Source organism: Aurantiacibacter sp. MUD61, assembly GCF_027912455.1.
GTDB lineage: Bacteria > Pseudomonadota > Alphaproteobacteria > Sphingomonadales > Sphingomonadaceae > Alteraurantiacibacter.
The window spans coordinates 1,842,135-1,855,727 of record NZ_CP115446.1 but is presented as its reverse complement, the minus strand read 5'-3'; the positions used below and the strand labels follow the sequence as shown (position 1 = coordinate 1,855,727).

The window sequence follows — 13,593 nt, the reverse complement described above, 5'->3', positions numbered from 1 at the left end:
GGATCGTGGTGACACCTGATAACGGCAGTGCGGTCTATCCCAGCCTCGCGGGTAAACGCGTGGTGATTAGCGGAGGCGGTTCGGGCATCGGTGCAGGCATCGTCGAAGCCTTCGCGCGGCAGGGAGCGCGTGTGGGCTTCGTCGATATCGCAACCGAGGAAAGCGAAGCGCTGGTCGAGCGGCTTTCCAGCGCGCAACATGTGCCCGTTTTTCGGGAATGCGACATTACCGGATGTGACGTTTACATCGCCGCTCTGGAGGAGCTTTTCGCGGTTCTGGGCGGCTGCGATGTGCTGGTGAATAACGCCGCGTGCGATGACAGGCACTCCGTGACCGATGTGGATGAGAAGCTCTGGGATGACGCGATGGCAGTCAACCTCAAGCATCAGTTCTTCGCCGCGCGCGCTGCTGCTCCGCAAATGGAAAGCGCTGGCGGTGGCTCCATCATCAACCTTGGCTCGATCAGCTGGCATCTCGGCCTGCAGGATCTGGTCGTTTACCAGACAGCCAAGGCAGCGATCGAGGGAATGACCCGCGGTCTTGCTCGCGAACTCGGACCAAAGAATATCCGCGTCAACACGATCGTGCCGGGAAATGTCAAAACCCCGCGCCAGGCCAAGTGGTACACGCCTGAAGGCGAAGCGGAAATCGTGGCGGCGCAGTGCCTCGAAGGCCGCCTTGAACCGCATGATGTGGCAGCCATGGCGCTGTTCCTTGCTTCCGATGACGCACGGCTGTGCACGGCACATAATTACTGGGTGGATGCAGGATGGCGGTAGAAGTTTTCGAAGCACTGAGCGGAGACGCGCTCCTCGGCGAAGGCGTGCTCTGGGATGCCGAACGCCAGGTCGTCTGGTTCGTCGACATCAAGCGACAGCAGCTCTGGCATCTCGACCCTGAGACCGGCAGCAATGCCAAGGCAGAGGCGCCCGCGCAGATCGGCTGGGCGATCCCGACGGTCGAGGGTCCATTGCTCTGCGGATTGCAGGATGGATTGTATCTCTTCGATCCTGAAAGGCAGACCTTTACCTTCCATGCCGAAGTGCCTGGCGAACCGAGCGGCAATCGGCTCAATGATGCCTGCACCGATCCGTGGGGCCGCGTTTGGTTCGGATCGATGGACGATGCAGAGCAAGCCGCCAGCGGCAGGTTCTACGTTTATGATCGTGGCGATATCCTGCCTGCCGGGCCCAGTGGCATCGCGATAACAAACGGTCCTGCCGTAAACGTTGCAGGCGATCGCATCTACTTCACCGACACCACCAGCCAGCGCATCATGGTCGCCGACCTGTCGCGCGATGGAGTGGGCGAGGCGCGCCCGTTCGTCTCTACAGCGGAGCACTTCCCCGAGGCCTATCCGGACGGGCCGGTTGTCGATGCCGAGGACCACGTCTGGACTGGCCTCTATCTCGGCAATCGCGTCGCCCGCTACTCGCCCGACGGGATGTTGGTCGATCAGATCGAATTGCCCGTGCGCGACATCACCAAAATGGCTTTCGGTGGCGAGGATTTGCGCACGGCCTTCGTCACGACGGCGACCAAGAACCTTACCGCAGACGAACTGGCAGCCAATTCGCTTGCGGGCGCCCTGCTGAGATTTGAAGCGCCGGTGGCAGGGTTTGCGCAGCCAAGGGCGCGGCTCGGTTAGTGATTGTGGCGGGGTAGCTTGCGGCTGGTCCCGCGGTATTTGAGCGCGAAATCCATCACTCCGCCCTCGCCCAACTGCCCGGTCTTTTCGCGAAACAGTTCTTCCCACGGCGTATTGTGCTCGGGTACCGGCGGTGCGGGTTCTTCCGCCAGGCGCCGGGATATTTCAGCATCATCGACCAGCGCGTTGCACGTCCCCGTGTTCAAATCGACACGGATCGTGTCACCGGTGCGCAGCCATGCCAGCCCGCCCCCTACTGCACTCTCGGGTGAAACATTGAGGATCGACGGGCTATCGCTCGTACCCGATTGCCGCCCGTCACCCAGCGTTGGCAGCCACTGCGTGCCTGACCGGATCAGCGCATCGGGCGGCTGCATATTCACAACCTCGGCGCTACCGGGCCAGCCGACCACGCCCGAACCACGGATGACAAGGATGCAATTCTCATCGATGTCGAGCGAGGGATCATTGATGCGGTGATGGTAATCGTCGGAGCCGTCAAACACCACGGCGCGCGCTTCGAACACATTCTCCTCCCCCGGGCGGGAAAGGTATCGGCGGCGGAATTCCTCTGAAATGACCGATGTCTTGAGGATACCGAAATCGAACAGATTGCCCGAGAGGACGAGGAACCCGGCCTTTTCCATCAGCGGATCAGCAAACGGGCGGATCATTTCGCGATCAGTCGTCTCCGCATCCGCGATATTCTCTGCCATCGACCGGCCCGTACAGGTCAGCACGTGGCCATGCAATTTCCCCGCCTGAAGCAATTCCCACATCGCCGCAGGCACTCCGCCAGCACGGTGGAACCGCTCACCCAGATAAGCCCCAGCGGGCTGCATGTTGACGAGCAGAGGCAGGTCATATCCGTGCTCCTGCCAAACGGATGCTTCCAGCGGCACACCGGCATGCGCCGCCATGGCCTGAATATGCGGCTGCGCATTGCTGGATCCGCCGATGACACTGACCGTGGCAATCGCGTTGAGGAATGCTTCCCTTGTCAGAATATCCGACGGCTTGAGATCGGCCTCGACCATTTCGACGATCCGCCGTCCGGTGCGATAGGCGGACTGGCCACGTTCGCGATACGGCGCCGGAATGGCAGCGCACCCTGTAAGGCTGAGCCCGAGCGCCTCGGCCACGGCATTCATCGTGCTGGCCGTCCCCATGGAATTGCAATGACCGGCGCTGGGCGCACTGGATGCGGCGCGCTGGAGGAATTGCTCCTCATCGATCTCCCCTGCAGCCAGCTTGCGGCGGCTGCGCCAGATGACAGTGCCGCTGCCCACCAACTCGCCTTCGTGCCATCCATCGAGCATCGGGCCACCGCTCAGCACGATGGCCGGAATATCGACCGTACTCGCCGCCATGATCTGGCTGGGCGTGGTCTTGTCGCATCCGGTGGTCAGCACCACACCATCGATCGGATAGCCGTTGAGCAGCTCCACCAGACCGAGATAGAGCAGATTACGATCGAGCGCCGCCGTTGGCCTGCGGCAATTCTCGAAAATCGGATGGACGGGAAATTCGATGGGTATCCCGCCCGCATCGCGAATGCCGTCGCGCGTGCGCTTGGCGAGTTCGATATGAATGCGGTTACAGGGGCTGAGATCACTTCCCGATTGCGCGATACCGATAATGGGCTTGCCGCTACGCAGTTCCTCCGGCGTGACACCATAATTCATGAATCGCTCAAGATAGAGCGCGGTCATGTCCATGCGATCGGGATTGTCGAACCAGTCGCGGCTGCGCAGTCGGCGCTTGCCGGAGCTGTCTTCGCTCACGCTTTTTTGTCCTTGGAAGAGGTCGCAAGGCTTGGCCCGGCATCGGAATTCCGGCGGACCAGCTCGTATGGCAGGATCACCTTCTCCATTTGCGGCGGCAGGCCCTGTCGCTTGGCGCGCGTTGCCTTCACGATCAATTCCACGGCCCTCGCTGTCATCTGGCGGATCGGCTGGCGCACGGTGGTCAGTTCGGGCCAGATAGAGCTGGCAAGATCGGTATCGTCGAAACCGCAGACGGTGATGTCGCTCGGCACATCCAGATGGCGACGATGCGCGACGGCCACTGTGGCTGCAGCCATATCGTCATTGGAAGCAAAGATCGCGGTCGGGCGCGGATCTGCATCGAGCAGCTTTTCTGCCGCAACCATGCCGGAGCGATAGGTGAACTGGCCCTGGGCCAGCAGGTTTTCACGAACCGTCAGGCCCGCTTCCTCCATGGCCGCGCGGTACCCTTCAAGCCGCTGGCCACTCGCCACCTGTTCGGGATTGCCGATGATGAAACCGATCCGCTCATGTCCAAGGCCGATAATGTGCTTGGTCATATCGAATGCGGCCTGGAATTCGTCGATCAGAATGCCGGCATGCGCGCCCTTTGCGCGGCCCGGGCTCACAGCCACAGCGATACCGCCCGCTTCCAGGATCAGGTCAAGGACACGTTGATCATCGCAAAGCGGTGGCGGAAGAATGAAACCGGTAATTCCGCCATCGGACATGCTCTGGATCAGCTGGGCGTGATCGGGGGCGTTGTCACAGCTTTGCACTTCAAGATGCACGTCGCTGCGCGAGCCAGCCTCCAGCGCGCCCATCAGGAACTCCGCCAGATAGGAAGAGGATGGGTTGTCGAACAGCAGGCCAACACGCAATTGGTCGGCGCCTGCAAGCGACCTTGCAGCCTTGTTGGGCGAGTAATTGAGCTTGCGGATCGCCTCCAGCACCTGCTCGCGCGTTTTTTCTCGGACATTGCCGCCATTCACCACGCGGCTGACGGTCATCGGGGAACATTGCGCTTCGCGCGCAACATCGGCGACGGTGGGAGCGTTCCCATTGCGGCGGCCCGAGCGTTTGCGCTGGGGCTTGTTTTCGATTTCCTGGCTCATCCTGGGTTTTGCCATAGCGCGCGACAAGCGGTGCAAGCAAGCTGGTGCTGCACACCAACCTTTGCGGGAAAACATTGCCCGTCTTGGATGTTGACAAATCTCTTCGCGCTCATGATGGTAGCGCTAACATACGGCGGTCGCGAGTCAAGGCTGCAGGTTCACAGAGAGAGGAATAGCAATGAAGGTCGGTCTTCGACCAATGGCGCTTACAGGCACTTTCCTGATGGCGCTTGGCGGACTTCAGATGCAGCCCGTGATGGCGCAGGACATTGCCGTGGAAAGGCCGATGGCGGATGCGCCGTATTGGGATGCTTCGCTGCCCGTGGAAGAGCGTGTTGCCGACCTGATGGCGCGGATGACGCTCGAAGAGAAACTGGCTCAGATGATCAGCACCTGGACCAACAAGGCCGAGGTGCAGGACGCGGAAGACATGAACCGCTTCGATGCTGAAGCCGCCAGCGAGCGCTATCCCGATGGCATCGGTTTCTTCACGCGCCCCTCCGATCAGGTCGGGCCGGGTAGCCCGCGCGAGAATACGCCGCGCTCCATCGAGGAAAGCATTGCCTATGTGAACGAGCTGCAGCGCTGGGCGCGCGAGGAAACGCGTCTTGGCATCCCAGTCATGCCGCATGAGGAGTCGCTCCACGGCCTTGCCGCGTTCGATGCGACCAGCTTCCCGCAGGCCATCGGTCTTGCTTCCACCTGGAATCCCGACCTTGTCCGGGAGATCAACGATTACATCGCCAGTGAAGTGCGCGCCCGGGGCGTGTTCCAGGTGCTTTCGCCCGTCGTCGACGTGGCGCGCGATCCGCGCTGGGGCCGCATCGAAGAAACCTTTGGCGAAGACCCCTTCCTTGTCGGGGAAATGGGAGTTGCCGCCGTGGAGGGCCTGCAGGGCGTCGGCACTGATCCCCGCCTTGGCGAAGGACAGGTGATGGCAACGCTCAAGCACATGACCGGTCACGGCCAGCCGGAAAGCGGCACCAATGTGGGCCCCGCACAGATTTCCGAGCGCACCTTGCGTGAAATCTTCTTCCCACCTTTCGAGGAAGTCGTTGAACGCACCGCGATCGCTTCAGTCATGGCGAGTTACAATGAGATCGACGGCATTCCGAGCCACTCGAACATCTGGTTGCTGGAGGACATACTCCGCGATGAATGGGGTTTCGATGGCGCCGTCGTGTCGGACTATTTCGCGATCGAGGAAATGGTTTCCCGCCACAATATCGCAGCCGATATTCCCGCAGCGGCAGTCTATGCGATGGATGCCGGGGTCGATATCGATTTCCCCGATGGTGCCTCTTATCGCAATCTCCAGCAATTGCTCGACGCCGGTGAAATCACGGTGCAGCAGATCGATACTGCGGTTGAGCGCATCCTGACGATGAAATTCAATGCAGGCCTGTTTGAACAGCCCTTCGTCACCGACATGGCCCCCGCGCTTGCGTCCAACGGTCCGGAAGGCGTGGCACTGGCCCGGCGTGCGGCCGAACAATCGCTCATCCTGCTCCAGAATGACGGGACCTTGCCGCTGGCGATGCCGGACGGCGGGGCGGATCGCCCGACGATAGCGGTGATCGGCCCGAATGCCGATGTCGCCCGACTTGGCGGCTATTACGGAATCCCGCGTGAGACGATCACCCCGCTGGAGGGTATCCGCGCAATCGTGGGTGACCGCGCCGATATCGTCCATGCCGAAGGCGTTCGCATTACCGAAGACGACGACTGGTGGGTCGACGAAGTGACCCTCGCCGATCCTGCCGCCAACCGCCGCATGATTGCCGAAACGGTGGAAGCAGCGCGCGACGCGGATACGATCATCCTCTTTGTCGGTGACACCGAACAGACAAGCCGTGAAGGCTGGGGAGACGATCACCTTGGCGATCGCACCAGCCTGGACCTTGTCGGCGAGCAAAACGAGCTGGTGGAAGCCTTGGCGGCGTTGGACAAGCCCATGGTCACCGTCCTCATCAACGGTCGCCCACCGAGCTATCTCGGCGTCGTGGAGCATTCGAACGCCATCCTCGAGGCATGGTATGCCGGGGAGCAGCAGGGCAATGCGATTGCCGATGCGCTATTCGGGAACGTCAATCCGGGTGGCCGCCTGCCGGTCACAGTCGCTCGCAATGCCGGGCAGCTTCCGATGGTCTACAATCGCAAGCCGACTGCGTTGCGCGGTTATTTGTTCGATAGCAACCAGCCGCTGTTCCCCTTCGGTTATGGTCTCACCTACACCACCTTCGAGCATGCTGCGCCCGTGCTTTCGGCAAACACGATCGCGCCCGGTGAAGGCGTGACCGTTCGTGCCACCGTGACCAACACGGGACAGCGCGACGGAGATGAGGTCGTGCAGGTCTATTTGCGTGACGTGGTCAGCTCGGTCACGCGGCCGGTGCAGGAGCTCGTCGGGTTCGAGCGGGTCTCCGTTCCCGCCGGTGAGACGGTTACTGTCGACATCCCCATCCGGCCGCGCAGCTTTGCGCTGTGGAACCGCGATATGGAGCGCGAAGTCGAACCGGGTGAATTCACCATCATGGTCGGTCCCAATTCTGCCGATGTGCAGGAAGTGACTCTCACGGTCGCCGAATAGCGGAGCACGACATGACCGCGCAATTCACCATGGACCGCCGTGCGGCGCTCGCCGGAATGGCATCGACCGCCATTGCATCCTGCACCGGCCTGCCTTCTGACGAAGCCGGAGCAAGTGCGACCGCTGCAAACGGCGGTGCCGCATCACTCGATGCACTGGCGCAGCGCAGCGGCCGGCGGTTCGGCACTGCTATCGGCTGGAGCGGCAGCAATGCCGATGCCGGATCTATCCAGAACCCGCGCCTCACCGCCCTGATCAATCAGGAATGCGGGATCGTGGTGCCCGAGAACGAAATGAAGTGGCAGGCGCTCCGGCCATCGCGCGACACATACAACTTCCGCGCGATGGACGATATCGTGCGCTGGGCGCAGGCAAACGGACAGGATGTTCGGGCGCATGTGCTGCTCTGGCACCGGCCGCAATGGTTTCCGGAATGGCTGAACAATCACGATTTCGGCGCGAACCCTGCGGCAGAGGCCGAACAGATCCTCACATCGCACATCCGCACTGTCGGTGAACGCTACAGCGATACGATCCATAGCTGGGACGTGGTCAACGAGGCGATCGATCATGATGCCCGCGCACCGATTGAAACCAGCCTGAGCCGCGCGATGGGCAGCCCCGAAGCTGTGTTGGACCTGGCTTTCCATACGGCGCGCGAAGTGCTGCCGGGCAAGCAGCTGGTTTATAATGACTATATGAGCTGGGAGCCCGATCATGCGGGCCACGTGGTGGACGTGCTGCGCCTGCTGGAAGGTTTCAAGGCGCGCGGCACACCAGTCGATGCGCTGGGCATCCAATCACATATCGAGATATTCGAGCGCGATCCGGCGAGCGGCCTTGGCCAATATTCGGAGCGTGAATGGCGCAATTTCCTCGATGAAGTCGTCGCCATGGGATATGATCTGGTCATCACCGAATTCGATGTGAAAGATCGCGCCCTGCCCGCAGATATCGCAGTGCGCGACGCGCTGATTGCCGATTACACACGCCGCTATTTCGACGTGATGCTGGATTACGAACAGCTTGGAGATATCCTCGCATGGGGGATGGTCGACAGGTACAACTGGCTGCAATATTTCGAGCCTGCGGAGCGTGCAGATGGTCTGGAAGTACGCGGCACGCCTTACGATTCCGATTACCAGCCAAAGCCAGCGCGCGAGGCGATTGCTCAGCAGCTCGCCAACGCGCCAACCACCTATCGCGGCTGACTGTAAGACAATCCCCAACGTCCTGCAAAACTAGGCCCCGGGGTGTGGTTTCCGCCCCGGGGCTTTTTTGTCTTCAGTGCGCCTCGCGCTGGGCTGCACCGATTTCTATAATGCAAATGAAAAGGGGCCGAAGCGATGCGCTCCGGCCCCTCCTGTGCAATCGTGAAAGCCTTACAGTGCTAGAAGGTGCCACGAATTACGAATGAGAACCTGCGATCGTTCATGAAGTAGGACCGTGGTGCCAACACGTCCGGATCGCCTGTGTATGCCTGGCTTGTGCGGGTCACCTCATTGGTCAGATTCACGCCCTGGACACCGATTTTGATGTTGTCCGTCAGATTGTAAAACAGCGACGCATCGAGCTGTCCCGTCGCCTCGTTGAAGATCGAGGTGTAGGGATAGATCACGTCTGCCACCGTCAACAGGAAGCGAGACCGCCAGTTATACGCAGCGCGGGCAGAAATGCCGTGCTGCTCGTAGAACACAGCGACGTTCACATTATGACGTGACAGGCCTTCAAGCGGCAGGTTGCCCGGCTCGATCGTACTGGTGTCAACCGGCTCACCTGTATTGAGGAAGGCGTTGGGCAGGCCCGAGCTCTCGATATAGGTGTAGTTCGCATTCATGCCGAGACCCGACAGCGGACCCGGCAGGAAGTCGTAAGTCTGCTGGTAGGCGATTTCGACACCGCGGATTTCGCCCGTGCCGTCGAAATTGGCGGGAGCAAGGATCTCCGTATCCAGCGTGACGCCATTGTTGGTGATCTCGAAAGCTTCCGGAGACGAGAAGAAGAACCCGTCCACAAACTTGTAGAAGCCGTTGATCGTCAGTGATCCCACGGGTGCGAAATACCATTCGGCCGTGAGATCGAACTGCCATGCCGTTGCCGGACGCAGGTCCGGATTACCGGCCGAAAGCAACAGCGTGCCCTGGCTGGTGTCGAACGTCAGGTAGTTGCGGATATACGACGTCTGCGGGCGGGTAAGGACCCGCGATGCAGCTGCACGTACGATCACATCGTCGGCCACTTCCGCCCGAAGGTTCAGGCTTGGCAGGAAGTAGTCATAGGCCGTCTCGGTCTCACGCGGCACGATTGTAGCCGTGTTTCCGGTGAAGGCCTGCAGTTGCGCATAGCCTGCTTCACCGAGCGCACAGACACCGCCCGGCACCTGCACTTCCGTGCCCGGAGGTGCGTTATCCGGCAGGTCAGCCGAACACCGCGTCGCAAAGTCGTCTCCGATATTGATTTCGGCTGCGGTCGGGACGCGGGTGGCACTGGCAGAGGACACCTCGCTGCGCACCCAGCGAAGGCCGATATTGCCCCCGATACGCGGGCCGCTGTCCCAGACATCGGTCGTATCGAAGCGCAGCATGCCATACAGCGCGTAATCGGTCTGGCTGATGTCCGAAATTTCGTCCGGTCGGAACGGCGAGCCATCAACAGCATCGCTGCGCGCCGCTGCGGGAACCCAGCCTGTCTGACCACCACGATCCTGCCATTGCTGGTTGATCGCCTGGAACTGGCTGGCGGCACTGTCATACTGGCCGATAAGGTCACCACCCCAGTAATAACCGCCGATTGGTCCTGGCACTTCGCCGCGGAAGAAATCGGGGAAGTCGTAGAATTCGTAGAGGAATGGATTGGTGTCGGCCAGAGGGACCGGCGAGTCACCGGCCCAGACTTCCGAAAGCACGCCCCAGTTATACGTCGTGTAGCGGATGGTCTGGTCGCGATCCGAATAACGACCACCGACGCGTGCTTCGCGAAGGAAGGCGCCATCGTCGAATTCGTAAGCAACGTCGGCGGAAAACGCTACTTGCTCGCCGTCACTTTCTTCGAAGTGATCCATCGCCGCGCGCCAGAACTGTACCTGATCGCTGCGGAAATATTGCTCATCGCTCAGCGGATCGAGATTGGGGTTAGTGCCAGCCCAGGTGTATGCAGTCACGTTTGGCTTGTGCGGAACGATGACCGGCAAATCACCCGACAGGTCGATTTCCTGGTCGGCGAAAGTCGAACCGAAGACGCTGATATCCGCATTTGTGCGGCGCGACGTCGCATATTGTGCATCCAACTCGACCGACAGGCGATCGCTGAAGCGGTGCTGCAGGTTCAGGCCGTAATCGTAATTGGTGGTCTCTTCATCGACCTGACGGCGTGAAAGCGTTTGCTGGACACCGCCATAGGGGACGAAATTGAAGCCAGTGCTCGAAGCACCACCCGGCCCGCCACCGCGCCAGCCAGAAGCGGGGCTGGTAATGTAACCGGACTGGAACAAATTGGTCTCGTCATACTGATAGTTGACGAAATCGGGGCCGCACTGGATTTCACCTTCATTGGCAGCCTGACCACCCGCCGCCGGACTCAGAAAGCAGCCGACCGGATAAGTGTTGTATTCCGCATTATCAGGTGCGGATTCAAACGTGCGCTCACCCCAGGCATTGGTTGTGTGCGCGCGGATGAATTGCGCTGTCAGGGTCGTGCGACGATCATCGGATTCCCATTGCGCTGCAGCAGCAATCCCGTCGCGTTCGCGATTGAAATCCTGTGTACGGAATTGCCCGCCGACTGGCGCATAGCGCAGGTCTGCGAGGTCGGAGAAGCCGTCAGCCCCGGCCAATTGGTCTGCACCGCAGGTATTGGGTGCGGGCAAGGTCAGCGTATCGCTGCCATTGGGCAGGCGATTGCGGCAAACGAAGTTTTCAAGGGCATTGGCCTGGCGGACCGAGGCACCATCGCGCGTCTGGTAGTTGGCGATCTGGATGCCGTCTGCACGGCTCTTGATCTGCGAATAGGACCCGCTGAGCAGCAGGCCGAACGTGCCTCCGCCCGTATCCCAGGTGTTGCTGACGAGACCGCTGATGCTTGGCGTCCATTCCTCGCGGAAGTCGCCATAATTGGCTTCGAGACTGAAGCCGGCATTGAAGCCGTAATCGTCGAACGGTAGCCGGGTGTTGAGGTTGACCGTACCAGCCAGCCCGCCTTCGATCATGTCGGCGGTGGAGTTCTTGTTGATGATGACCGAACCGAGCAACTCGGCCGGAATATCCGCGAAGTTGATGGCCTGGCCGTTCACTCCGGCGACGAAAGCATCGCGGCCATTGAATTCGGAACGGACGAAGTTGAGGCCACGAATGACCACCCCCGATCCTTCGACGGAGAAGTGGTCAGGATCGTTCGAACCGGCAAAGCGGTTGATCGAGACACCGGGAACGCGCTGCAGCGCTTCGGTCACCGAACGGTCAGGCAGCGCGCCGATATCTTCTGCGGTGATGGCATCGACAACGGTATCGGCATCACGCTTGATATTCTGCGAACTTTCGAGACTGGCGCGAATACCCGACACGATGATGGTGTTTTCGGTCGTCGCTTCGTCTGGATCGGAATCGTCCGCATCCTGCGCGTAAACAGCGCTCGAAAGCATGAAACAGCCGATCGCCACAGCAGACGAACCTGCCCGCAGCCAGGTGCTGCGAGAACCCTGCCGATCACCGGCACACTTATTCCTGATTTTCACGATTACCCTTCCTCCCAAATTGGTAGCGCTACCATTTCGCGGCGTATTTATATGGCCGTCAATTGAACCACCCTTAAGCCGCGGACTCGCCCTTGGCAAGCAGCACCATTGCTGTAGAGTGGAAAAATGGAAATTTTCAGCCGTTCAAAGGGCAATTCGGACAATAATGATGCAAAATGGTAACGGTATCGCGCGGGTCGTTATCGTGGGCGGTGGCACTGCCGGGTGGATGTGTGCCGCAGCGATGGCTCGCTATTTCAACAACGGGGTTCGCGAATTCGTCCTCATTGAATCCGACGCCATCGGCACTGTGGGCGTTGGCGAAGCGACCATTCCGCCGATCGCCAATTTCAACCAGATGCTGGATATCCGCGAAGCCGATTTCCTGCGCGCCACGCGCGGCACGTTCAAGCTGGGCATAGAGTTCGTAAATTGGGGCCAGGTTGGTGACCGGTACTTCCATCCATTCGGCGAATACGGTCAGGACCTGCACGGCATCGCCTTCCACCAGCTCTGGCTGCGCGAAGCGACGCGATCCGATCCGCCTCCCATCGGCGATTTCTCGATGAGCGCAGTGGCGGCGCTTGCAGGGAAGTATGCCCGCCCGCAGCCCGGTAAACCTTCCCCGCTTTCGCAGATACGCCACGCCTATCATTTCGACGCAGGCCTCTACGCGCGCTTCCTTCGCGAGCTTGCAGAGCGACAAGGCGTGCGCCGTATCGAGGGGAAGATAACCTGCGCCCACCGCGATGGCGAGACTGGAGATGTCACATCGGTCGAAATCGAGGGCGGCGAAAAGATCGAAGGCGACCTTTTCATCGATTGCTCGGGCTTTCGCGGGCTCCTGATCGAAGAGACACTCGAAACCGGTTATGAAGATTGGAGCCACTGGCTGCCGATGGACAGCGCTCTGGCCATGCCGACTGCCAATACAGGATCGCCGCAGCCGTTCACCCGCGCCACAGCGCATGGTGCAGGCTGGCAATGGCGCATTCCGCTTCAACACCGCACGGGCAACGGCCATGTATTCTGCAGCGCCTACATGAATGCCGACGAGGCCGAGGCTATCCTGCGGGAAAATGCGGAAGGCGAACCGCAGGCCGATCCGCGCCTGCTGCGGTTTACCACCGGGATGCGCAAGAAGGCGTGGAACCACAATGTCGTATCTCTTGGACTCTCTGCGGGATTCATCGAGCCGCTCGAATCGACCAGCATTCATCTGATCCAGAACGGCATCGCCCGGCTGTTCGCCCTGTTTCCCGAAAAGGATATCAGCCCGCTTGAACGCGACGAATACAATCGCGGCATGCGCGAACTCTTCGAGGACGTGCGCGATTTCGTGATCCTGCATTACAAGGCCACCCAGCGAGACGACACCGAGTTCTGGAACTATGTTCGCACGATGGATGTGCCCGATACTCTGGCAAAGCGCATGGATCTGTGGCGCCTGCACGGCCGAGTCTTCCGGGAGAATGCCGAACTCTTCACCCTGCCAAGCTGGGTCGCCGTCATGCTGGGGCAGAACATGATGCCGGAGCGATACGATCCTATCGCCGATACGCTCGAGCCGCAAAAGGTCGCAGCGGCGATGGAACAGATCCGCGAAGTGCATTATCGTACCGCCGAAGCGATGCCGACGCAGGAAGACTTCTTGCGCAAAAGCGGCAGTTGGGCAGAGGATGCTGCTGTTAGTGCGGCGCCCTCGCCTGCCGCTACGACTTCCGCCTGGGGTGCCCGCCAGTGAG

Annotated in this window: 8 protein-coding genes; 5 read left to right on the top strand and 3 right to left on the bottom strand. The window is 60.5% G+C overall.

Annotated elements, in window-relative coordinates; translation table 11 throughout:
- The first annotated feature begins 8 nt into the window (after nt 1-8).
- Together O2N64_RS08890 and O2N64_RS08885 are read left to right on the top strand one after the other, a co-directional pair.
- Nucleotides 9-779, top strand: a complete 771-nt coding sequence (locus O2N64_RS08890; RefSeq protein WP_271077255.1) for an SDR family NAD(P)-dependent oxidoreductase — start codon at nt 9-11, stop codon at nt 777-779.
- Complete coding sequence (locus O2N64_RS08885; protein WP_271077254.1) at nt 770-1,648, top strand: SMP-30/gluconolactonase/LRE family protein; 879 nt, start codon at nt 770-772, stop codon at nt 1,646-1,648. The genes O2N64_RS08890 and O2N64_RS08885 overlap by 10 nt, the downstream gene beginning before the upstream one ends.
- Here O2N64_RS08885 and O2N64_RS08880 read toward each other — a convergent pair.
- On the bottom strand, nt 1,645-3,366 hold the full coding sequence (locus tag O2N64_RS08880) for an IlvD/Edd family dehydratase (RefSeq protein WP_271079630.1): 1,722 nt from the start codon (nt 3,364-3,366) through the stop codon (nt 1,645-1,647). The genes O2N64_RS08885 and O2N64_RS08880 overlap by 4 nt on opposite strands.
- Nucleotides 3,367-3,428: 62 nt before the next feature.
- Entirely contained in the window at nt 3,429-4,529 is a 1,101-nt protein-coding gene (locus O2N64_RS08875) for a LacI family DNA-binding transcriptional regulator (protein ID WP_271077253.1), read from the bottom strand.
- A 178-nt stretch (nt 4,530-4,707) separates the two neighbouring features.
- On the opposite strand from O2N64_RS08875, the gene O2N64_RS08870 reads away from it, so the two are divergent.
- Complete coding sequence (locus tag O2N64_RS08870) at nt 4,708-7,119, top strand: glycoside hydrolase family 3 N-terminal domain-containing protein (RefSeq protein ID WP_333781557.1); 2,412 nt, start codon at nt 4,708-4,710, stop codon at nt 7,117-7,119.
- Between the two features lie 11 nt (nt 7,120-7,130).
- On the top strand, nt 7,131-8,330 hold the full coding sequence (locus O2N64_RS08865; RefSeq protein ID WP_271077252.1) for an endo-1,4-beta-xylanase: 1,200 nt from the start codon (nt 7,131-7,133) through the stop codon (nt 8,328-8,330).
- A 179-nt stretch (nt 8,331-8,509) separates the two neighbouring features.
- On the opposite strand, the gene O2N64_RS08860 is transcribed toward O2N64_RS08865, so the two are convergent.
- Complete coding sequence (locus O2N64_RS08860) at nt 8,510-11,848, bottom strand: TonB-dependent receptor (RefSeq protein ID WP_271077251.1); 3,339 nt, start codon at nt 11,846-11,848, stop codon at nt 8,510-8,512.
- Between the two features lie 166 nt (nt 11,849-12,014).
- On the opposite strand from O2N64_RS08860, the gene O2N64_RS08855 reads away from it, so the two are divergent.
- Complete coding sequence (locus O2N64_RS08855; RefSeq protein ID WP_271077250.1) at nt 12,015-13,592, top strand: tryptophan halogenase family protein; 1,578 nt, start codon at nt 12,015-12,017, stop codon at nt 13,590-13,592.
- Nucleotide 13,593 lies beyond the last annotated feature (1 nt).